This is a genomic window from Virgibacillus sp. AGTR (assembly GCF_016919725.2).
GTDB lineage: Bacteria > Bacillota > Bacilli > Bacillales > Amphibacillaceae > Virgibacillus > Virgibacillus salarius.
In genome coordinates, this window is the sequence record NZ_JAJERH010000005.1 from 1 (window position 1) to 23,413 (window position 23,413).

Genomic DNA, 23,413 nt, shown 5'->3' on the forward strand with positions numbered 1-23,413 from the left:
ATCTTCGTCCTTTTTTTGGTAAAAAAAGGTATCCAATAATTGCAGATCATAATTATCAGGACTAAATATCTGCTCTGTACTTCCTACGAACAAAACACCGTTATTCGTTAAAGCTCTACTAAAATTACGATAAATCATTTCTTTCGCCTGGTCGGTAAAATAGATCAGTACGTTTCTACAAATAATTAAATCTACATTTGCTGGATACCTATCTGCTAATAAATTATGTTTTTCAAAAGTAATCGAATTTTTTAATTCATCTTTTACATAGTACAAGCCGTGTTCTTGCGTGAAATATTTATTTACAAGCCCTGATGGTAATTCTTTAAGTGCTTGTTCTTGATATACAGCTTGTTTTGCTTTTCCTAATACAGCATTGTCGATATCAGTAGCAATGATTCGATAGTTTATACTTGGAAAGTACTCCTTAAGCATGATGGCAACACTATATGGTTCTTCTCCTGTTGAACAAGCAGCACTCCAAATCGTGAGGGAATTCCTTTCCAAAAGCTGAGGAATAATGGAGGTTTTTAATACCTCCCACCTCTTTGGATTTCGATAGAACTCCGAAACATTAATCGTTATACGATCTAGTAGTTCCTCTAATAGATGTTCATCATTTCGCATCGCCGTAAAGTATTTTGAAAAGCTCGAATATCCTCGTTTATTTCTTAATGAGGTTAGCCTTCTCTTCATTTGTGTTTCTTTATATAAATTCAAGTCAATGCCTGCCATGTTTTTTACGTTGGCAATAAACTCCTTATAGTCTTGTTCCACCTTCTCCCGCCTCTTTCACCTAATTAAGAATCATATAATAAAACCTCCGTCTGTAACGGAGGTAATGGTGTGTCATTAGTATACCCAGTCACTATCCTGTTTTGTATAGGAAGTAAGCTCTTTCTTTTCAAAAAATAGTCCGAGTTCTCGTTCTGCACTTTCCGGAGAATCTGAACCGTGAATGACATTTTTACCTACTGTCATACCATAGTCACCACGAATCGTTCCAGGAGCTGCGTCCACAGGATTGGTTTTACCCATCATCTCACGAGCGATTGCGATTACATTTTCACCTTCCCAAGCCATGGCAAAGACTGGGCCGGAAGTAATGAAATCTACTAATTCTCCAAAAAATGGCCGCTCTTTGTGTTCACCATAATGTTGTTCAGCCAACTCATTTGGTATAACCATTAATTTTGCACCCACTAATTTAAACCCTTTTGATTCAAAGCGATTTACAATTTCTCCAACTAAATTACGTTGAACACCATCCGGTTTAACCATTAAAAATGTTTTTTCCATGCTACACACCTCATCAATTATGTATTTTGTATTTGTCTAACCGATAAAATTCTATCAAAATTATGTAAAAATTACAACGGGACAAGGTGATTATGATCGTCGCTTCCCAATATATTTTCCAATATCCATCAACGTATTTTTTGATCTGCTATTCGGAAGCTCGCTAAGTTTTTGCAAGGCTTTATTTAAATAACGGTTGCTTAATGCATAAGACTCCTCAATTGCATCTGAATTTCGGACATCTTGAACAATTTCTTGAATCTTTTCCTCATTAATCGCCTCTGAATGATTAAATAAATGCTCTATTTTTTCATGAAATGTTTTATTTTTCATCGCTAAAAACACTGGTAATGTTAGATTTCCTTGTAAAAGATCATTTCCAGCTGGTTTCCCTAGTTGTTTTGGTGATGCTGTAAAATCAAGAATATCATCAATGATTTGATAAGACATCCCAATATTATAACCATATTGATAGAGGCGATGTGCATCTCTCTCATTAACACCTGAAGCTATCGCTCCCATTTTACAGCTGGTAGCAATTAATAATGCCGTTTTCCTTTTAATCCTCCGTAAATAATTACGTAAGTCTTGATTCAAGTTAAACTTGTCTCGAATTTGTTCTATTTCTCCCCTGCACACCTCTACAATTGTCTTGGATAAAAGTTGGTGAATTTTTGGATCCCGTAGCATGGTTATCTCTTCTAGTGCTCGAGCTAGAATATAATCTCCCGTGTACATGGCAACACGATTACCATATAGCTGTCTAATCGTTGGTTTTCCACGACGAATTTCTGCATCATCAATAACATCATCATGGACTAACGTTGCCATATGAATGAGTTCTAAAGAAACTGCTACTGTCTTCAATTTTGTTAGATCATACGTACCTACTTGACCTGATAGTAAGACAAATACGGGGCGTATTCGTTTACCACCAGCTTTAAGCAATTCTGTTGATGCTTCGCGCAACACGGAGTGATCTGCTTGTATGACTTGATTTATGGTTGCTTCTATATCTTCTAAATCTTTTCTTAAATATCCATAAGCTTTAGCTAATTTCATGTATGTCACCTTTTTTACTTATTCAACAGTTATCATTTGAAAGCCATATGCATTGCCGCTACACCACCAGTATAACTTTTAACCTGTACTTCAGAAAATCCCGCAGCTAAGAACATTTGCTTTAATTTTTTCTTTCCAGGAAATTCCTTGGCAGACTCTTGTAGCCATGCATACTCCTTATAGCTTTTTGCAAATAGCTTACCAATCAATGGCATCATATAACTAAAATAAAAATAATATAATTGCCGATAAATAGGTATGGATGGTTGGGAGGTTTCTAAACATACTGCCATACCGCCAGGCTTTAATACACGATACATTTCTTGTAAGACAGTCATGTAATTCTCCACATTTCGAAGTCCAAAGCCAATGGTCACATATTCAAAAGAATTGTCTTCAAATGGTAAGTCCATTGCATTTCCTTGCATAAAACGCAGCTGACTTATTTGTGCTTGCTGTTTCTTCTCCTCGGCAACAGACAACATATTCTTACTAAAATCAAGTCCTAAAACTTCTCCAGTAGGACCAGTTTCTTGAGCAATAGCTAAGGACCAATCTCCCGTTCCACAACAAATGTCTAGAGCTTTAGATCCAGCTTCTACATTCATTCGCTTCATGACATCTTTTCGCCATGCTTTGTGACGTTGAAATGAAATAATCGAATTCATGGAATCATATTTGGAATAAACTTTTTCGAAAACGTGATGGACACGCTCTTCTTTTGATTGCTCTGACATACCTTTACCCCTTTTCCGCAATAGATGTCTTCGTATGAAACACCTCAGTCAATTGTTTTCTGATATGCACAGCTAGTTGCTGGTTACTTGTAAGATTTTTTACTTTCTGGTTAACATGACATATTTTCTTTTGCAAATACTTATCTAAATAACTTATAAGCAATGTTGAATCACTGTCACCATTAGCCCAATTTTTAATTAAAGAAGAAGACTTCCCGTTTTTTAACCGTTTTATATCTTCAACAATATTTCCTACAATTAACCAATCTTCCGCAAGTTGTTCCACTGTAGGAACCTGTAAATACGCTGCAATACGCACAATAAGTAAGGCGTCTATCCGTTTCGTTAATTTCATATATTCTTCGAACGATAAAGCTTCTTGGTAATATAGATCCATTTTATATTCATTGATTTCCTTAATTGCTGTTGCTAATTGATGGATTAAATCAAAATCATCGATTTCGGCTAAGAGCAAATAGTATAGTCCACTATAATAATCGCCAGCTAAAACACGTAATTGCTTTTGCAGTTTCACAGCTGGACTTTCATCCTGTTCTGTTATACTTGGAACAAGATCATGTGTATCTAAAGCTACTTGAACAAGCATTGTCGTTACAATATATCTTTCCTTCTGGTATTCGGATAGTGATGTAGCATTTATGATTTCGTTCAATAACCTTAATTTTTCTTCGTCGATGACGGGCTTGTTTATATATGTTTCTAAAAATGTGTGCTGTAACTCATCTTCTATGCGTGCTTTGAGTTTGTTTACGTCTAATCCAGATGTATTCAAAGAAATCACCTTAGCCCTTTCATCCATTCTCATCATGCTTTAGCTATTATAGCATAATTTATGTAGCATCGTTAATCAAGCATTCTGTTATAAAACGAACTATTCATTTTCAATTTGACCATGGCTTGTTTGAATTATTGCTTTACCGCGAACTTTTACAGCAGACGTATGTTCTGTAAATTGCGCAATCATTACCTCCCCTTTATCTAGCTTTTCAGAATGATGGAATCTTGTATCTGTACCACGTGTTAAACCAATCACATTAACACCGTCTTCTAATGCTTTTATTACAAAAAAATCTGATGTCACACTCGTTTTATCCATTATGCGTCCTCCTTAGTAATCTCTTAATAAATAATGAATTATATATGGGACAATGTCAATCAAGCAATTATCACTAAATAGACAAGAAAAAAAGGATACGCTAATGCGCATCCTTCGCCCTATGTAAAATATTATTTTACGCTATCTTTTAGGGCTTTTCCTGGTTTAAATGCAGGAACTTTACTTGCTGGAATTTCGATCTCTTCTCCTGTTTGAGGATTACGACCTTTACGAGCTGAACGCTCACGTACTTCAAAGTTACCAAATCCGATTAACTGTACTTTTTCACCTTTTTGTAGTGAATCCATGACAGAATCGAAAACTGCATCAACCGCTTTAGTTGCATCCTTTTTAGAAAGTTCGCTTTTTTCAGCTACAGCATTCACTAAGTCTGTTTTGTTCATGACATTCACCTCCTCCCATTAATCATCAATCGACATTGGAACAAAAATGAAACTATCATCATTTGTTCACCATTTTGCCAGTTTTTATACTTCATGTCACATGTTTCTTTAGTGACAAGGCTTATATTAACCGAGTTTGCAGCAAAATTCAACAGTTAGCACCCAATTTTTACTTATTTCTTTATGATTTAACTAGATTTTACAGTAAAATTGGTAATTAATACCAAAAAAATTAAAACTGTTCTATTCATTGCCAGCAATACATTTCGGCTTTAATAAAGATATACGACACCTAATAGAAATATCCTGCTGTTGGAAAAAATTTTTTTTAGAAATTGACGATTTTGCTAGAATAACTAATAACTAAGTGAAATAGAAGGTAGCATAAATTAGTCTATTTAAGTGAGATAATTATACCATCTGATGTAGCTTTGCTATTCTCATTAATCCAACCTATGAGGCAAAGAACACAAGCGCCAGATTAGAAACTTAGCGACTGGAGCGAGTCAACGGAGAAAAAGGAATCACGGTGTGCTTGCGGAGCCGATGATGAGATTCGTGAAGTCGCATCGTTTCTGGGCGCTGGAGCTGGAAACGGCTCAACATGCCCATATCTATCCATAGGTTCCAATTTCATAATTTCCTAGACAAATAAAAAAGCAGCCTTTGATCAGCTGCTACAGTATAATCGCTATAAGTCCACCTGAACCTTCGTTAATTATCCGTTCAAGTGTATCTTTTAATTTATATCTTGCATTTTCTGGCATTAGTGCTATTTTTGCTTGAATACCTTCCCTTACAATAGAGCTTAATGACCTTCCAAAAATATCTGATTCCCAAATGGATAAAGGGTCCTCCTCGAAATCCTGCATTAAATATCGAACGAGCTCTTCGCTTTGTTTCTCGGTCCCAATGATTGGGGAGAATTCCGATTCTACTTCTACTTTTATCATATGAATGGAGGGCGCTACTGCCTTTAGTCGCACTCCAAATCTAGACCCTTGTCTTATTATTTCCGGCTCATCCAGAATCATGTCTTCTAATGCAGGTGCAGCTATGCCATATCCAGTTTGCTTGACCATTTGTAAAGCTCCTGAAACCTGATCATATTCACGTTTGGCATGAGCGAAATCCTGCATCAGCTGCAAGAGGTGATCTTTTCCTCTAATTTCTTCACCAACAATTTCTTTTAATACTTCATCATACAAATGATCAGGAGCATGTAAGTCAATCTCTGCTACCCCTTCTCCCATTTCCATTCCAGCCAGACGAGCCTGATCAATATATTCGAATTCAGAAAATTCTCCAACAATATGATCTACATCTCGTAATCGTTTGATATTTTTAACTGTGTCTTGAATGGCGTCTTGATAATTTCTTCTTAACCAATGATCTTCATTAAGAACCATTACCCAGCTAGGTAAGTTAACATTAACTTCTAGGACCGGAAATTCATAAAGCGCCTCACGTAAAACATTGTTAACATCATGCTCTGTCATTGATTCAATACTCATAGAAAGTACAGGAATATCATATTTATCCGATAGCTCTTGCCGTAACAGCTCTGTCTCCTGACTACTTGGTCTTTGAGAATTTACAACCATGATGAACGGTTTTCCAACTTCCTTTAACTCATCAACTACTCTAGCTTCTGCATCAACATAATCATTTCGTTCTATTTCTCCAAATGATCCATCGGAGGTTACAACTACACCGATTGTTGAGTGCTCCTGAATAACCTTACGCGTGCCAATCTCCGCCGCATCATGAAAAGGAATAGGTTCTTCATACCAAGGTGTATGAATCATTCTCGGACCGTTCTCGTCCTCAAATCCTTTCGCTCCTTCAACCGCATATCCGACACAATCGACTAGGCGCACATTGACATCAAGCCCCTCATCCACATTGACTGATACTGCTTGATTGGGAACAAATTTTGGTTCTGTTGTCATGATGGTTTTCCCAGCTGCACTCTGCGGTAATTCATCATGCGCCCGAGCCCTTTCACTCTCTTCTTCAATGTTAGGCAGGACTACCAACTCCATAAATTTCTTAATAAAGGTGGATTTTCCTGTACGGACTGCTCCTACAATTCCAAGATAAATATCTCCATTCGTCCGTTTCGAAATATCTTTAAAAATATCAACTCTTTCCAAAAGATCCCCTCCCGATCTCCGTTCTTTTTCATTACGAACAAACTACGAATAATTGACATTACAAGTCTATGATGTTGTCCTATCAAAATATGCCTTAAATATGTGCAAAAGATTAAAAAACATAAACGTTCAACCTGTTCGTAAAAGAAAAGACAAATAAACCCTTGAAACAATATATGTTACAAGGGTTTTAATATGATATATTTTTATTTATTTTCAAGTTGAAATACTGGTTCACCATTTTTTATTGTATAAGGGAACGAATATACAGGTACAAACGGCGTGTTATCAGCTAGTATATACCTTATATCATCACCAGGTTTAAAACCATGCTCATACTTATTTAATGCATTATTTAAGTCTATTCGATAGTCAACATAGAGATTACCCTCTACATCCATGATGATTGGTATATGCTGATTAGAATATGGACTAACAACCGTTGGCGACTTATCTAAACCTAGTTTTTCATAATCAATAGAATACACGCCTTCTTCGATTTCTTCACCAAACGGCGGATAAATATGTTCATTTCGGTATATATCTAACTTAACATTTATACTTCGTATTGCTTCAGTAACTTGTAAATCAATTAACTTCACACGTGGGTTATTATCAGGTGTAATTAGTGTATACTGATATATCCCACCATTTTCATACGCATTACCAGGAATTTCAGTTAAAATATTTTCTTCCTTTAGCTTTGAAAAATCAACTAAGTATTTTTCGAAAATTGGTGTATCACTACCCTTTGTTCTTATTGGAACCAATCCCTGTGTCTTCTCCTTAAACTGATCGACCGCTGATTGAACCGTTTCCAATTGATCTTGATTTGGTGCTTGATTTTTGGATAGCTGATTCTGCGGGTATAAACACCCAGTAAGTAGGATGGTAACTACTAACACGATTAACATCTTTCCATATGTATACTTCACTATAAAGCCTCCTTGCCTTACACTGTAGGACCGCTAAAAACAATGTAAAAGATAATTAAGCCACCGGTAATTAATGATAAATAGGCAAAAATTGCAACTATTCCGGCCAAAACACCTTTTAGCTTATATCGAGATAACAGAATAAGACCAATTGCTACTAGCAGTAATACCATACCTGCAAATGAAATATACATTTTTAGCATTGATTCCGACATGACACCACTCCTATACAAACAAACTGAACAATATCATTGCAACACGTATTATAACACAAAGACATATACACTCGTCCAAAAAATACGTATTCAAAATATTTCGTCGATGCTACAGACATTTTCATTTGTACCATAAAAATCCGAGATGAAGGGGGCTTACTCCATCTCGGTTTGACTAAATAATTATCCACAGCAACTCTATCCATGAATGCTTGTGCGATTTATTTTATGCGAGTATACGGCTGAATGTATCCTCACTTGCCCAAGTACGCTTATTTTTTAAATAATTGGTTTAACGAATTCATATCCATTGGTACATCATTTTTGACAATAGACTGTACAATTTTATCTTCTTTTTCCTTTGATATAGGCTTATTAGCTAATTTACTTAAATGACGAACTAGCTTTCTAACTGTTTTCTCGTCTTTAAAATTAGCATGTTTAACCGAATCAGCAACTTTGTATACGTCATCAGGATTAATATTTGCCTTTTGCTGTATTTTGTCAAAAAGACCTTTTTGGAAATTATTCACGTACTCGCCTCCCTGCTAAGTTAACTCAACACATTATATGCAGGAAGGAGTTTACGTGTTATCAGGAATACCTCTCCATTAATAATTTAGCTAGATCGTCCATTTCCTCTCTTTTCGTTCGATTCATAAGCTGCTCTACAATGTCCTTCGGATCCTTCTCTTCAAATAAAACTTGATAAATTCCCTTCGTAATTGGCATCTCTACCTGTTGTTCTTCAGCAAATTGATATGCAGCTTTCACCGTACGAACTCCTTCAACTACCATGCCCATCTGTTCAAGCACATCATCTAATTTATGTCCTTTACCTAACAGGTTGCCTGCTCGCCAATTACGGCTATGAACACTAGTACAGGTAACAATTAAATCGCCAACCCCTGGTAATCCTAAAAAGCTTAACGGATTTGCTCCTAGTGAGGTCCCCAATCTCGCAATTTCTGCTAACCCTCTTGTAATTAATGCTGCCTTCGCGTTATCTCCATAGCCTAAACCATCAGAAATACCTGCACCAAGTGCAATAATATTTTTTAGAGCACCACCTAATTCAATCCCTAAAATATCTGGGCTGGTATAGACGCGAAATGATTCATTAATAAACAAATCTTGCGCAACCTTAGCATTATCCATCTGAACTGAAGAAACTGTAACAGTTGTTGGTTGACGTAAAGCAACCTCCTCAGCGTGGCTAGGGCCAGATAATACAACAATATCTTCTTCCTTATAATTTTCTAGCTCCTCAGCAATCATTTGTGATACACGTTTTAACGTCACCGGCTCAATTCCCTTTGACGCATGGATGATTGTTACATCATGATTAAGCACATCATTCAATGACTTACAAACTTCTCGAATTGCCTTGGTTGGTACTACTATAACAACCGCTGTAACGCCATCTATTGCTTCAGTTAATATATCATATGCCTTAATATTGCTTGGAATTTCAACATCTAAATATTTGTCATTTCTTCTTGTTTCATTGATTATAGCAGCTTGGTCTTTTCGATGCGTCCATAAGTTTACCTCATATCCATTATCAGCTAATACAATACTTAAAGCTGTTCCCCAGCTTCCAGCTCCCAATACAGCAATCTTCGTCACAAAATTCTCCTCCTCTATTGTCTTCTTCTCGCAAATAACTTAATTGGTGTTCCAACAAATCCAAATGCTTCTCTAATTTTATTTTCTAGAAATCGTTCATATGAGAAATGCATGAGTTCTGGATCATTCACAAATACAACAAAGCTAGGTGGTTTTACAGCCACCTGTGTAGTATATAAAACTTTTAATCGTTTCCCTTTTAAAGTTGGTGTAGGATTCATTGCAATTGCGTCCATAATCACATCGTTTAGCACATTTGTCGGGATCCGCTTCGCGTGATTCTCACTAGCCAATTTAATCGCAGGAATAAGCGTATGTAGACGTTTTTTTGTCATTGCGGATAAAAATACAATTGGTGCGTAATCCAAATATTGAAAATGAGCCCGTACGTTTGCTTCAAATTCTTTCATGGATTTTTCGTTTGCCTCAACCGTGTCCCATTTATTAACAACAATTACGATAGCACGTCCCGCCTCATGAGCATAGCCGGCAATTTTTTTGTCCTGTTCTCTGATCCCTGTTTCAGCATCAATTAAAACCAATACAACATCAGATCTTTCAATGGCTTTCAATGCCCGCAAAACACTGTACTTTTCTGTAGTTTCATAAACTTTCCCACGTTTTCGCATACCGGCAGTGTCAATAATTACAAAGTCTTGGTCATCCTTATGGAGCTTCGTATCAATGGCATCTCTCGTCGTACCTTCTATCTCACTAACAATAACCCTTTCTTCATTTACTAACGCGTTTACTAATGACGATTTTCCAACATTTGGTCTTCCAATCAAACTAAAATATATTGTGTCCTCGTCCTCATCGTTATCTTCCCTTTCAGGAAAGTAGTCAACAACTGCATCTAATAAATCACCTAATCCCAGACCATGTGAACCAGAGATAGGATAAGGCTCGCCAAATCCAAGCGAATAGTATTCATAAATTGATTCACGCATCTCAGGGTTATCAATTTTATTTACCGCAAGTACAACTGGTTTATTTGATTTATATAATAATTTAGCTACCTCTTCATCTGCACCAGTTATACCTTCTCGTCCATTTACAAGAAATATAATGACGTCTGCTTCATCAATTGCAATTTCAGCTTGCTGACGCATCTGAACAAGTAGCGGTTCATCTCCCATTTCAATACCACCGGTATCAATGATGTTAAAGGTAGTTGCTAACCATTCAACTTGTGCATAAATTCGATCTCTTGTTACTCCAGGAATATCTTCTACGATGGATATCCTTTCGCCAACTAATCTATTAAAAATAGTTGATTTTCCAACATTTGGTCTTCCTACAATTGCTACAACAGATTTCCTCATGAAAGGAACATCCTTTCTCTTTACGTTCAATTTTAATGTTATACCATTTTTTATTGTCCAAATAAGCGATATTGTCGTATCGATAATTATATATTGCAATCATTGAAATGTTATTTCTATATTTATCGTCACTGCTCTATGACCTTTGAACAATTTCTATAATAGCAAAAGTAGTACATATTAACAATGTAATTCAAAATCGTTAATGCCTGACGATAATAAATAACTCTTCACTTAGCTCATGGGCAATTCCATCGGTGATTGCTTCTAGATTAGCAGCTGTATCCTCAGCTTCCTTTCTATTCTTACAGATGAAAATAGGAGCACCACCATCAATAGCTGATCTATTCGTAGTAATAACAGCCAAAATCGCCTTTTCAATTTGCATTTATGAATTTCCTCCCTTTTTCACCGAACCTGATTCTGAAGGCATGCGAATTGCATTCTCTAATACTGGTACTGCTCCAATGACCTTAATTGCCTTATCAACCTCACGAATTTGTGGCAAAATGAATATGCCTATTCGACCATCATCTAAATCCCTTTTAATCAAAGGTGTAAGTGCTGGTGTACCGGAATCACGGAAAACGCCAAGGGTTACAGATACATCATGTAATATTGCTTGTCGTTGCCCTAGATTTGCAATTGTCGTAATGACATTCATATTCTTAGGGGTTAAAACAAACCCCATACCATACTTCAATATTTCTTCCTGTCTTTCTGGAAGCCCGATATTCATAATATAAATGTTATCGACATAGAGACCGGCCCCTTCAAAATGGAGTTGATGATGTTTTATGTCGACAATATCCTTTATCGTCGATCCACTCATTAATATTCTGCTTATTATTAAACAAGCAATTGCTGCAATCATTGCATAGTACACGTTCCATACAAGAAAAACAAGTGTGCTTATAAAGGAAGTGATAATAACTAAATAATTTCTACTTTCGAATGATATAGCTATCCCTTCAATATATGTTTTTCCTCTTGGTACTAATTCAAAACTATCTACTTCGGTTAAGGTATTCCGCTCCATATTTCTTACTTCTCTAAACTGGGTTGCTGCAACAGTCAAAAATGTAACTGCAGTAAATTCCAACTCCATGATTGCCGGAATAGCTACCGACCCTAATGCAGCTGCAATAAAGCCCAATGATACATGAATTACCTTTCCATGAAGATATGTAGGGTATTGACGATAATCGGTACGTAGCATTAGTATTCTTGCTACAGTTCCTATGATGACACCAAATAGAATTGGTAACGTATATTCATTCATTCTGACACCTCATGCATGCTTTGATTTATCCCGCATATAACTGGCAGTAATTACCCCTACTTCAAGCAATAGAGTGAAACCAATATTGGTAAAAGGGGATTGAACTGTGAGTAAATGTCCGATGGGTTTAAGGGCCTCTAGGTCATACCCTTGTGGTACTAACAATCAATGGGGATAAACAAAACCCTCACTGATTGAAGTTTTACTTTATGACGAAATAATTTACTTCTTCCTTTTTGTAGTATGTCTAAAATTGTTTTTATTACTATGACAAATAGGAGAATATCAAAAAATTGAATGTCGCCAATTTTTTCTAGAAAACCATATGTGGGATAAAATAATAAGCCGCTGTGCACAATTACCGCTTGCCATTAGCATCATAGCTATTTTCAAATAGTGGTATAGAACAAAAGAGCAAGCGTCCGATTAGAATCGTATCGACTGGAGCGAGCCAACGGATATAAAAGAATCACGATGAGCTTGCGGCCGATGATGACCTAGATTAGGGCGATTCGTGAAGTCGTATCGTTTCTATTTCCTAGACTACAAAAAAGGTTCTTTCTAAATTAAAGAAAGAACCTTTTTAAACAGCATCTCTATTTATTTGTATTTATTTAATTTATCACCAATAAAGTCTCCTAGTTGAAATCCAGACTGATCTTCATCCTTTTCATATTGCTTATATTCTTTTGCTTCTTGCTCTTGCTCAAGTTCTCTTATACTTAAAGAAATACGCTCTTCTTTTTCATTAACATCGAGTACTTTTACTTTCACGTTCTGACCAACTTCTAATACTTCCTGTGGTGTTCCGATATGACGGGTAGCAATTTGCGAAATGTGAACAAGCCCTTCTACACCAGATTCTATCTCTACAAATGCTCCAAAATTAACTAATCTTTTAACAACGCCTTCTACAATAGCTCCTCTTGAAATACGTTCCTCAATACCTGACCACGGACCTGGAAGTACCTTTTTACGAGATAGTGAAATACGTTCGCTATCTCTATCAACAGATAATACTTCTACTTTAATTTTATCTCCTTCTTTCACCACTTCCGAAGCATGATCAACATGCTCATGGGCAAGTTGAGATATATGAACAAGACCATCAACGCCACCAATATCAACAAATACACCAAAATTAGTTAAACGCTGTACCGTACCCTCGATTACTTGTCCAGATTCCAGTGATTGAAGTAATGATTTTTTCTTCTCTTCTAGCTCTGCTTCCTCGACAGCGCGATGAGATAAAATAACTCGATTTTGCTCTCGAACTAGATCAACAATTTTTACAGTAAGGGTCTTATCTTTATAATCACTAAAGTCTTCTACGTAGTGTGTTTCGACTAGGGAAGCAGGTATAAATCCACGTAACCCTACGTCTACAACTAAACCACCATTAACAATTTCTTTTACCTCTGTTTCAAAAACTTCATTATTTTCATATTTTTGTTGTAAGTCTTCCCATGCTTTATCTGCATCAATTGCTTTTTTAGATAAAATTACATCCTCTTCATCTATTTTTTTAACCTTTAGTGTTAGCGTGTCTCCTTCAGTTACAACATCGCTAGCTTTTTCAATATGAAGATTAGATAGTTCCCCAATTGGCAATATCCCTTCGGCTTTGTATCCGATATCAACAAGAACCTGTTTTTCATCTACTTTAACAACCGTTCCTGTTAGTGTATCTCCTACATTAACATTTGATACTTCATTTTTTGCTTCACTCATATCCATAGCCCTCCTAAATACAATTCGAAACTGAATAACTTATCTTTATTTTTGTTATTCACGTTTCCGTCATTCACCCTAAAACTAATAGAATAATACCAAAAAAAATCCCTTTTTTATAACTTCTAATAATTATAATTATTTGTCAAGTAAAGTAGTTTTAATTATTTTTTTCAATTAGTATGCTTATTTCTTCCATAATTGCATTGGCAGCTTCTTGTGCAGAAGCCTTTTTGATTCGTAATTCTTCCATTCGAACAGGCTCTCCGTATATAACCTGTAATTTGTGAAACGGTTTATATGTGCCCACAATCGCACAGGGAACAATAACTGCCTTAGATCGTAGGGCAAAAAAACCAGCCCCAGCCAGCGGTTCTCCTAGTTTACCCGTCTTACTTCTCGTCCCCTCTGGAAATAATCCAAGTGTACGCCCTTTAGAAAGTATTCCTAACCCTTTGCGAAGCGCATTGCGATCACTCATACCTCTTCGAACTGGAAAAGCTTGGATGCCTAATAATAATTTCCCTAAAAATGGTTTTTCAAACAATTCCTCTTTCGCCATAAAATGAATATCTCTAGGAGAAGTTATTCCAACAACAGGAGGATCTAGGTTGGAAATGTGATTAGAGCATATTATAACTGGACCTTCCTTTGGCACATTTTCTTTACCAGTAACCTTGATTCGATATAGAGGATAAAATATAAGCGCAACAACAAATTTAGCGAATTTATATAACATGAAAGTTTCCCTCTATTTCGTATGTTTTATTTTTTTGGCTTGCTCGAGTATTTGCTGTGCTACCTCGTTTATGGTAAGTGATGTTGTATCAATTTCAAGAGCATCCTCTGCTTTAACTAAAGGTGATGCTTCCCGTTTAGAATCAATTTGATCTCTTTGCTCAATTTCTTTTTTCAATTCTGCTAAATCAGAAGCTATTCCATTTTTTATATTTTCTTCATGCCTTCTTTTTGCTCTTTCTTCAACAGTAGCTACTAAAAATATTTTAACTTCAGCATCTGGAAGTACATGAGTCCCAATATCGCGACCATCCATAACCACATCTCTTTTAGCGGCCAAGGCTTGCTGACGATTAACCATTTCACTTCGGATCTTCGGATGTTTAGCAACATAAGAAACCGTATTAGTGACTTCAAGTGAACGAATTGCTCCTGTTACATCCTGATTGTCAATAAATACCTTTTGTCCCTCTATGGTTTGCTTTAATTCAATAGTTGTTTTTAGTAGTAGTGCCGTTAGAGCTTCTTCATCGTTTACATCTACTGAATGGTTCATTGCTTGTAATGTTAAAGCGCGATACATTGCTCCCGTGTCTATATAAATACAAGCAAGTTCCTTAGCTACCATTTTTGCTACCGTACTCTTTCCTGCTGCAGCAGGTCCATCAATTGCTATTGTTAATGTATCCTTTTTCATGAAATGACTGTCATTCCTCTCATAACGATAAGTTCTATTAAAATAGGTTGAAAAAACTTGGCTAATGCCAAGTTTAAGAAAACAAACCTATTTATTATAATAACATACCCCACAAATATAGGTCTATTTCAAAACGGGGTTAACATGCTGTTATTATTCTAACGACATTTCTTTTTTTCTAGCCTCTCGCTGTTTTTCAAAACAATAACGGATAATATTTTGTTGCTCACTCGTAGACAGTGTCAAAAATTTTAACGCTGCTATTTTTATACCATGTTTTTTTTCCTGTTGAAAAGAAATAAATTCTACAATCGATCGCACATAATAATACGTACCATTTGAGAAAGGGAGCGTAAGCCAAACCTCCGCCTGACATCCAACTATTTTTATATGTTTTGGAATAATAATAGAAATTCCCCCTGCACTTAAATCAGAAGTAATCGTCGTAAATGGTTGACTGTTACTATCGATCATATGCACCGCTACATCAATTGCTGTATTAACTCTAACAAAGGTTCGTCGTTGAATTCGCTTCATATTTTCGTCAGGTAACGCAATTGCCATAGCAGGCACATTAAGCTTTACTCTTGCTATAATTTCTGAATTAAAGTGATAGATAATATCTTCTTCATCACTATAAGTTACCGATAACAACGTACCTTTTACGAATAATGTCGACTTCTGCGTTTTCATATGAACTGGATAGTCAATAAACAAATAGTTTTCGTTTTTTTCAATTACTTTACATCGGTATTTTTCTTTTTCTGTATTCCCAGCTATGGCTATTTCAATATTCAATACCGTACCAATTTTCATATTAACTCACCCTATTTCACTATAATGAACCTTTATACCTATTATTACAGAAAAATCCGAAAAGAGGAAGACAATTTTGTCCTCCTCCTACATACTACTTGCATAGTTTATTTCCGAACCACTCAATTTCTCTACTCTTTCTTCTTTTCCATCCATAGCATTAATAAATATTCGGTACGTTTCGTTTCCTAATATACCAAGAAATTCATAGGTTAAGACTTCTTCACCAAGATCATTATCAATTACGGCTAGAAATTCTTCCTGGATATCGACATTAGGATTAACCATCTCTTTTGCTTCTTCTTCACTGAGCTCTGGCGTTGGTTTTTCTCTCTCTGTATGGTTCATAAAGTAATCATTTGCTGTTAATCCAAGAATATCACCGTTATCTAACGCCACTTTAACTTCCATCGCATCGGAATAATAACGGACCCCATCTTCACTGTATAGGAAAGAGAATGCACCAATATTATCAAATTGCGTACTTTGAAATACAGTCATATTTTCAAAGTCAAATTGCTCTAAATATTTTTGCGCTTTTTTCATGCCTTGATTCAAGCTAATTTGTTTATCATTTACCGGTCTATCTACCAACAGCGTAATTGGATGTCCGCCTTTTTGCGAGAGATCCATATAGGCATTTTTCTTATCATTACGGTAGGAGATGCTGTAAACTGGGACATCTGCGCCTTTTCCGCTCTTTGTTATATTTATTTTTTCATTATTTTTTACGTTAAATAATGATTTAGCTTTTGCCAATGCTTCATCTTCACTTATTTCTTCTCCAGTTAGAAACTTATACTCATGTTTTTTGACGGAGGTATTTGAGATAGAAGCATCACCATTACCCTCTGAAAATCCTTCTACCGTTTTTTCTACAGTCTTAAACCCATCAATAATCGTGTTATCCATCTGTTCATCTTCATTCGCCATTGCTAACTGAACATCCATCCAGCGTAAATTATTTTTTAAAGCTACATGTTGAACTTGCCTTAATTCGTCTTTAATCTCACCTGACTGCTTGTATAAACTTTCTAATGATTTGGTCTCCTTATCTGACAACGGATCAGTCTCTAAATTCCTAACCGCTGTACGATAGGTAAAGTCGCCAATCTCTGAAAGAAATTCTTCCGTTTTATTAAACGGTAGTAATCCTAGCGGTAATTGACCGACATCAGAGAGTGCCTCTGATGTTATACGCCATATTTCTACGAGCTGTGGCGATAATCGTTGATCTGAATTCATAGCTAATGCAGAGCCAATTTTATCATTCAGTAGATCTACGTGATAGGTGAGCTCATGAAAGGCTCGTTGATACGTATTTTCAGCTTGGATAAGAATTGCGTTTTTTTCCTGATGCTCTTGGTAGCCCCAGAAAGCTGTACCTGCAATCCCAATTGCTAAGACAGCGATTAGTATCCAGCGAAACATAATAAACACCCTTTCTATTTACAAAATATATGTTTTCCTATTTTCTTGATTTGTGGTCGTGACCATATCCACGCCGATGTTGCTGTATCTGGATTAAAATAATACTGTGCATTCCCTGATGGATCCCAGCCGTTTATCGCATCTAGCACTGCTTTCCTTGCAGTTTCATTTGGTGTTAACCAAATTTGTCCATCTGCAACAGCAGTAAAGGCTCGAGGCTCAAAAATTACACCAGAAACATTATTAGGGAAAGTAGGACTTTCAACCCTATTCAAAATTACTGCTGCCACTGCAACTTGTCCGACATATGGTTCCCCTCTTGCTTCACCATAAACAGCATTTGCCATTAATTGAATATCATTTTGTGAATATCCCTGCGGCACATTAACAGCTGTATTGCTATCGGCTTGATTACCACCAGTAGCACCTCCACCAGTATCCTGGTTTTTATCTGTTCCACCATAATGGGTAAAGTCTTTTCCTTGATTAATTTGTTGCTTGACATACGACTCATCATATTCACTGGCTTTTACTAGTTTTGCCTTTGTAGCAGCACCGGCAAGCCCATCAATTTCCATACCAAATTCATATTGAAAATTCCGTAAAGCCCAGTATGTTCCCCAGCCAAAAACACCATCAATTTTCCCATTATAAAAACCTAAATATTGTAACCTAGCTTGCAATTCTATAACGTCATCACCGACTGCACCGTGCTGAATTACTTGTGAACTGAAAGCATGGACAGGTTTATCTGGTTGTGATACTTGTATTCCAATAAATAAAAAACATATAATAAATAATGTAATCGGTCGTTTTTTATTCCTCATCTGTTATCCTCCTGCTATCTCATATTGTCTATCTATTTTTTGACTAAATCATGTTTTTATTCATGAATCGTTCACTTGGACTAATACCGGACTTTGAAGTGCATAAAATTAGGAGAAGCACAAGTAAACGTAGCATAACTGTACTTAAAACGCGTGACGTTTTATAAAGTAGCTGAGCCTTGTATTTAATACAAAGAAATACAGACACATCGAATTCTGATATAATTAGAACAAAAGCGCAAGCGCCCGATTCGAAACATAGCGACTAGAACGAGTCAATGGAGATAAAAGAATCAAGGTGCTCTTGCGAGCAGATGATGACTTATCGGTGCGATTCGTGAAGTCTCCTAATTTCTAGGAAACTGGAGCTGAACGCGCTCAGCACGCCCATATTTATCCACGTGGAATAATTTTATATTTTCCTAAACTAAAAAAATCCTCTTTACTTAACGTATAAGAGGATTCTTAGCCTTCTTTTCTATTTTGTACATCGACTGTAGATGCTTTATGATCTGTATCTATTAAAAGATAGTGATTCATTGGTTCATTAGCTAATTTTACTCTGCGTAATCCTATAATCCATAGAATAATCATAAATGGGGCAAGCAAAACTACCCAATTACTAGCGACTTCGACAAGAATATAATTATAGGTGCCGTGCAATAAAAAAGGAAACAAAAATGCGAGTAGTAAATTTTTTGGTTTTTGTAACGGGTAAAGCTTCGCCTTCCCAAAATAATAACCCATAATCACTCCAAATAATGCATGAGAGGAAACTGGAAATAAGGCTCTTGTAAATGCATAGCTTATTCCATTTGTAAACAAATATAATACATTTTCAAGCGTCGCAAAGCCAAGACTGATGGCTACTGCATATACAATTCCATCATAATGAGCATCGAATTCTGAATGATGAAATATAGCATACATGAAAATAAACCATTTAAAGAACTCTTCTAATAAAGAAACAAGAAAAAAAGACTGTAAAAAATTATTAGTAATCAACTCTTCAGATTGAAATACATATTGAATAAACATGATTGGAAACACAAGTAACATACCTAGAACAAAGGTACGAATAATTAATGGCAAGGGTTCGCTATAACGATCCTTTAAATAGAAAAATGACATTAAAGCTAATGCTGGTGCTATTCCAGCAGATAAAATTGAAAACATAGCTTTTAACCTCTTTCACTTCCAATACAATAATCGTATCATTAAGTATAGTGAATGAAAATAGAAAATTATAGCAGGTGATTAAAATGAAGAAAATACTTATCCTCCATACTGGCGGGACCATCTCAATGGTTGAAAATAAAGAGACAGGTGCAGTAAATACAACTAGCCAGCATCCACTAACAGATTTAACCTACCACTTAAAAGCATATGCAAATATCGATGAGCGTATTGAGCTTTCATTACCCTCACCACAAGTAACACCGAAGCATATGTTACAATTAGCCAAAATAACAGAAGAGATGCTACCGTTCTATGATGGTATTGTAATTACACATGGAACAGATACATTGGAGGAGACTGCCTATTTTATTGATCTTTTACTCGATACTGATAAACCAATAATAATAACTGGTGCAATGCGTTCAAGTAATGAAATTGGTTCAGATGCTCTATACAATCTAATTAGTTCAGTTAGAGTTGCTGTATCCGATCAGGCGTCTAACAAGGGCGTGTTAGTAGTTATGAATGATGAAATTCATACGGCTAAAAATGTGACGAAGACTTCAACTAGTAATGTAGCTACCTTCCAAAGCCCACAATATGGGCCGCTTGGAATAATTACTAAAGACTCTATTATTTTTCATCACACCGTCATTAAACGATATGCTTATCCAATTAACCAAATTGAGAAACAGGTTTTTTTATTAAAAGCTTATGCTGGTATGGACGCAACAATCCTTGAGGCTATTCATAAAATAAATCCAGACGGTATTGTAATCGAGGCATTAGGGCAAGGAAATCTTCCAAAAGAAACAATTGTACCAATACAGCAAATGGTCCAGCAACATATACCTGTAATTTTAGTATCTCGATGCTACCAAGGTGTTGTACAGGCTACATACGGATACGATGGCGGCGGAAGACAATTAAAGGATATGGGAGTTATCTTCGCGAATGGCTTGACTGGTCCAAAGGCTAGAATTAAATTACTCATTGCACTAGAAACAACTAAGAATATGGCTGAATTACAATATATCTTTGAAAATGAATTTTAGCTTTCTACAAGTCAGGAACCTACATTGTCGGAACAGAACATAATAACCCAAAGCCGAACGAAGAGGTAGTTACCCCAGAAGTTAGACTTTTCACACTAATTTCTGGGGGCGTACCAATCCATTCGGCTTTTTCTACTCAAAGCTATTTTATGGTAGTCTAGGAAATGATAAAATTTGCCCATGTGGATAAAAGGGGCGTGTTGAGCAGCGTCCTTCAACTTACACACAGTGCCATTATTTTATAATTTCTTTCCTGTTCTTGTTCGTCTATAGAGAGGCGAGCATTGATGTTGTTCCCATCCTCAACTTTTGCTGTGGATTGATTTTGCAATTGCTTCTCCATGGAAACGTCCATTTTCAATAAAGATTTTATTATTATTAAATCCTGCTGCAACTACGCCAGCTATATAAATACCGGGTATATTAGTTTCATAATTTCTTTCATTAAACCTCGGCATCCCTGAATCTTTATCTATTTCTACTCCCATAGAAGTAAGTAAAGAAATATCAGGTCGATATCCTGTCATTGCAAAAACATAATCATTCGGGATAGTTTTAGTTTCCCCATCCACTTCATATACAATCGCTTCCTCAGTTACGTTACAAACCTTACCATTAAAGATCATATTCACTTCTTCTTTTCGAACAAGTGAATCAAATTCTGGCAAAATCCAGGGCTTAATACTCTCCGAATAATTACTACCTCTATATATAACGGTTACTTCTGCACCTGCTTTATGCAATTCAAGTGCTGCATCTACGGCTGAGTTCTTTCCACCGATCACTACTACACGCTTTCTAAAATAAGGATGACCTTCCTTGAAATAATGCATCACCTTATCCAACTCTTCACCTGGAATGCCCATCATATTTGGTTGACCATAATAACCAGTAGCAATTACAACATTATCTGCTTCATACTCTTGTTTTTCGGTTCTCACATGAAATCCATTATTCGTTTTCTTAACGGAGGTTACCTCTTCAAATGTATTTATACGTAATTGCTTACGCTCCGCAACAGAGCGATAATAAGCTAATGCTTGATTGCGGACTGGTTTGTGCTTTTCGGTAATGAAAGCTACATCGCCTATTTCTAGCTTTTCACTTGAGCTAAAAAAGGTTTGATGCGTTGGGAAATTATAGATAGCATTGACGATATTTTCTTTTTCAATTACTAGTGGACGATATCCAAATTTTTGAAGTTCAATAGCACAGGACATACCACAAGGTCCAGCACCTACGATAATAACTTTTTCTTGTTGCATGAATAAAACACTTCCTTCTAACTAGAATTCCACGAGAATATTCACGAATAATGAGAAAAACTCTTACCTTACTTACTTGGATAAGAGTTTTCCGTCATTAATCATCTACTCATGGTTTTCTTTTTTATACCCAGCCGCGGAATCTCGAAGCCTCAGCCATTTTTCGAACACCAATCATATATGCAGCTAAACGCATATCTACTCGTCTCGTCTCAGCTGTATTATAGATAGAGTTAAAAGATTTAACCATAATTTCATGAAGTTTCTTATCAATTTCTTCTTCTGTCCAATAATAACCTTGATTATTTTGAACCCATTCAAAATAAGAAACAGTTACACCACCTGCAGAAGCTAATACATCGGGTACTAACAATATGCCTCGTTCACTCAGTATTCGTGTACCTTCCATTGTGGTAGGTCCATTTGCAGCTTCAACTACAATGCTTGCTTTGATCTTATCAGCATTCTCTCCAGTAATTTGATTTTCAACAGCAGCTGGTACTAGGATATCACAATCAAGCTCTAATAGATCTTTATTTGAAATTGTATTATTAAATAATTTGGTAACCGTTCCAAAACTGTCTCTTCTATCCAGCAGGTAATCAATATCAAGTCCTTCTGGATCATAAAGAGCTCCATATGCATCGGATATACCTACAACTTTCGCACCAGCATCATGCAAAAATTTAGAAAGAAAGCTTCCCGCATTCCCAAATCCTTGAACTACTACTCTTGCTCCCTTAACATCTATTCCTTTTTTCTTTGCAGCTTCGTTAATACAAATTGTAACACCTTTCGCAGTTGCAGATTCCCTACCGTGTGAACCTCCGAGAACAATTGGTTTACCAGTTATAAACCCAGGACTATTAAATTCATCAATACGGCTATATTCATCCATCATCCATGCCATAATCTGAGAATTTGTAAAAACATCTGGAGCAGGAATATCTTTTGTAGGACCTACAATTTGACTGATAGCTCGTACATATCCTCGACTTAATCCTTCTAACTCACGGAAGGACATTTCACGGGGATCACAAATAATTCCACCTTTTCCTCCTCCATATGGTAAGTCTACAATACCTGCTTTTAAACTCATCCATATAGATAATGCCTTCACTTCTTTTTCTGTTACATCCGGGTGGAATCTTACCCCGCCCTTTGTAGGGCCTACTGCATCATTATGCTGTGCACGATACCCAGTAAAAACCTTAATTGACCCATCATCCATACGAACTGGAATTCTTACTGTCATCATTCTGATCGGGTCTTTTAACAACTCAAAAACTTCATCAGGGTAACCCAATTTCTCCAATGCAGTTTTTACAACAGTTCGTGTTGAACTTAATACATCCATTTTCTTATTCGTGTCTTTGGTAGAGTCTGCTGCGTTATCGGCTACCATGAATTTACCTCCTAGAATATCTATAAATATTTAGTAATAGCTGTACTCAGAGATTAGTATACACCTTCACTACAAATATGCAATAAAATCACTTCATTTTTTATAATA

At 36.2% G+C, this 23,413-nt stretch carries 25 protein-coding genes; 1 reads left to right on the forward strand and 24 read right to left on the reverse strand.

Annotated elements, in window-relative coordinates:
• From JUJ52_RS03460 to prsW, 22 genes are all read right to left on the reverse strand, one after another.
• On the reverse strand, positions 1-777 hold a 777-nt coding region (locus tag JUJ52_RS03460; protein ID WP_228088789.1), incomplete at its 3' end, for a CheR family methyltransferase.
• A 75-nt stretch (positions 778-852) separates the two neighbouring features.
• On the reverse strand, positions 853-1,299 hold the full coding sequence (ndk, locus tag JUJ52_RS03465; protein WP_026681016.1) for a nucleoside-diphosphate kinase: 447 nt from the start codon (positions 1,297-1,299) through the stop codon (positions 853-855).
• Between the two features lie 90 nt (positions 1,300-1,389).
• Positions 1,390-2,361 carry a heptaprenyl diphosphate synthase component II gene (gene hepT / locus JUJ52_RS03470; RefSeq protein WP_205388528.1) on the reverse strand — a complete coding sequence of 324 codons (972 nt, stop codon included), beginning with the start codon at positions 2,359-2,361 and terminating at the stop codon, positions 1,390-1,392.
• A gap of 32 nt (positions 2,362-2,393) precedes the next feature.
• Positions 2,394-3,098, reverse strand: a complete 705-nt coding sequence (locus tag JUJ52_RS03475) for a demethylmenaquinone methyltransferase (RefSeq protein WP_205388527.1) — start codon at positions 3,096-3,098, stop codon at positions 2,394-2,396.
• Between the two features lie 4 nt (positions 3,099-3,102).
• Entirely contained in the window at positions 3,103-3,891 is a 789-nt protein-coding gene (locus tag JUJ52_RS03480; RefSeq protein ID WP_205388526.1) for a heptaprenyl diphosphate synthase component 1, read from the reverse strand.
• A gap of 99 nt (positions 3,892-3,990) precedes the next feature.
• On the reverse strand, positions 3,991-4,215 hold the full coding sequence (gene mtrB / locus JUJ52_RS03485; RefSeq protein WP_026681019.1) for a trp RNA-binding attenuation protein MtrB: 225 nt from the start codon (positions 4,213-4,215) through the stop codon (positions 3,991-3,993).
• A gap of 131 nt (positions 4,216-4,346) precedes the next feature.
• A complete protein-coding gene (locus JUJ52_RS03490) occupies positions 4,347-4,619 on the reverse strand; it encodes an HU family DNA-binding protein (protein ID WP_021291258.1) in 273 nt (90 codons plus the stop codon).
• A gap of 677 nt (positions 4,620-5,296) precedes the next feature.
• Positions 5,297-6,775, reverse strand: a complete 1,479-nt coding sequence (gene spoIVA / locus JUJ52_RS03495) for a stage IV sporulation protein A (protein ID WP_026681021.1) — start codon at positions 6,773-6,775, stop codon at positions 5,297-5,299.
• Between the two features lie 206 nt (positions 6,776-6,981).
• Positions 6,982-7,710 carry a hypothetical protein gene (locus tag JUJ52_RS03500; protein WP_026681022.1) on the reverse strand — a complete coding sequence of 243 codons (729 nt, stop codon included), beginning with the start codon at positions 7,708-7,710 and terminating at the stop codon, positions 6,982-6,984.
• A 17-nt stretch (positions 7,711-7,727) separates the two neighbouring features.
• Positions 7,728-7,925: a DUF2768 domain-containing protein gene (locus JUJ52_RS03505; protein ID WP_026681023.1), complete on the reverse strand. Its 198-nt coding sequence runs from the start codon at positions 7,923-7,925 to the stop codon at positions 7,728-7,730.
• A 272-nt stretch (positions 7,926-8,197) separates the two neighbouring features.
• Positions 8,198-8,458 carry a stage VI sporulation protein F gene (locus JUJ52_RS03510; protein WP_026681024.1) on the reverse strand — a complete coding sequence of 87 codons (261 nt, stop codon included), beginning with the start codon at positions 8,456-8,458 and terminating at the stop codon, positions 8,198-8,200.
• A 61-nt stretch (positions 8,459-8,519) separates the two neighbouring features.
• A complete protein-coding gene (locus JUJ52_RS03515; RefSeq protein ID WP_205388525.1) occupies positions 8,520-9,554 on the reverse strand; it encodes an NAD(P)H-dependent glycerol-3-phosphate dehydrogenase in 1,035 nt (344 codons plus the stop codon).
• Positions 9,555-9,568: 14 nt separating this feature from the next.
• Entirely contained in the window at positions 9,569-10,879 is a 1,311-nt protein-coding gene (der, locus tag JUJ52_RS03520) for a ribosome biogenesis GTPase Der (protein WP_205388524.1), read from the reverse strand.
• A 202-nt stretch (positions 10,880-11,081) separates the two neighbouring features.
• A complete protein-coding gene (locus JUJ52_RS03525) occupies positions 11,082-11,267 on the reverse strand; it encodes a capping complex subunit for YIEGIA (RefSeq protein WP_026681027.1) in 186 nt (61 codons plus the stop codon).
• A complete protein-coding gene (locus JUJ52_RS03530) occupies positions 11,268-12,161 on the reverse strand; it encodes a YIEGIA family protein (protein WP_205388523.1) in 894 nt (297 codons plus the stop codon).
• Positions 12,162-12,761: 600 nt separating this feature from the next.
• Positions 12,762-13,892, reverse strand: a complete 1,131-nt coding sequence (gene rpsA, locus JUJ52_RS03535; protein ID WP_026681029.1) for a 30S ribosomal protein S1 — start codon at positions 13,890-13,892, stop codon at positions 12,762-12,764.
• Between the two features lie 160 nt (positions 13,893-14,052).
• Positions 14,053-14,631: a lysophospholipid acyltransferase family protein gene (locus JUJ52_RS03540; protein ID WP_026681030.1), complete on the reverse strand. Its 579-nt coding sequence runs from the start codon at positions 14,629-14,631 to the stop codon at positions 14,053-14,055.
• A gap of 12 nt (positions 14,632-14,643) precedes the next feature.
• The gene (gene cmk / locus JUJ52_RS03545) at positions 14,644-15,327 is read right to left on the reverse strand and encodes a (d)CMP kinase (RefSeq protein ID WP_121605086.1); all 684 of its coding nucleotides are present in this window, start codon (positions 15,325-15,327) and stop codon (positions 14,644-14,646) included.
• A 153-nt stretch (positions 15,328-15,480) separates the two neighbouring features.
• Positions 15,481-16,143, reverse strand: a complete 663-nt coding sequence (locus JUJ52_RS03550; protein WP_026681032.1) for a flagellar brake protein — start codon at positions 16,141-16,143, stop codon at positions 15,481-15,483.
• A gap of 87 nt (positions 16,144-16,230) precedes the next feature.
• The gene (gene ypeB / locus JUJ52_RS03555) at positions 16,231-17,574 is read right to left on the reverse strand and encodes a germination protein YpeB (protein WP_026681033.1); all 1,344 of its coding nucleotides are present in this window, start codon (positions 17,572-17,574) and stop codon (positions 16,231-16,233) included.
• Between the two features lie 14 nt (positions 17,575-17,588).
• The gene (gene sleB / locus JUJ52_RS03560; RefSeq protein ID WP_026681034.1) at positions 17,589-18,401 is read right to left on the reverse strand and encodes a spore cortex-lytic enzyme; all 813 of its coding nucleotides are present in this window, start codon (positions 18,399-18,401) and stop codon (positions 17,589-17,591) included.
• A gap of 465 nt (positions 18,402-18,866) precedes the next feature.
• Positions 18,867-19,577, reverse strand: a complete 711-nt coding sequence (prsW, locus tag JUJ52_RS03565) for a glutamic-type intramembrane protease PrsW (protein ID WP_051388308.1) — start codon at positions 19,575-19,577, stop codon at positions 18,867-18,869.
• 86 nt (positions 19,578-19,663) lie between these two features.
• Here prsW and JUJ52_RS03570 point away from each other — a divergent pair, with 86 nt between their 5' ends.
• Positions 19,664-20,635 (forward strand): asparaginase, encoded by a 972-nt coding sequence (locus JUJ52_RS03570; RefSeq protein ID WP_205388521.1) that lies wholly within the window; start codon positions 19,664-19,666, stop codon positions 20,633-20,635.
• 302 nt (positions 20,636-20,937) lie between these two features.
• Here JUJ52_RS03570 and JUJ52_RS03575 read toward each other — a convergent pair whose 3' ends face one another.
• Together JUJ52_RS03575 and JUJ52_RS03580 are read right to left on the reverse strand one after the other, a co-directional pair.
• Positions 20,938-21,900 carry a YpdA family putative bacillithiol disulfide reductase gene (locus JUJ52_RS03575; protein ID WP_026681036.1) on the reverse strand — a complete coding sequence of 321 codons (963 nt, stop codon included), beginning with the start codon at positions 21,898-21,900 and terminating at the stop codon, positions 20,938-20,940.
• Positions 21,901-22,024: 124 nt separating this feature from the next.
• The gene (locus JUJ52_RS03580) at positions 22,025-23,257 is read right to left on the reverse strand and encodes a Glu/Leu/Phe/Val family dehydrogenase (protein ID WP_371414014.1); all 1,233 of its coding nucleotides are present in this window, start codon (positions 23,255-23,257) and stop codon (positions 22,025-22,027) included.
• Positions 23,258-23,413: the final 156 nt, after the last annotated feature.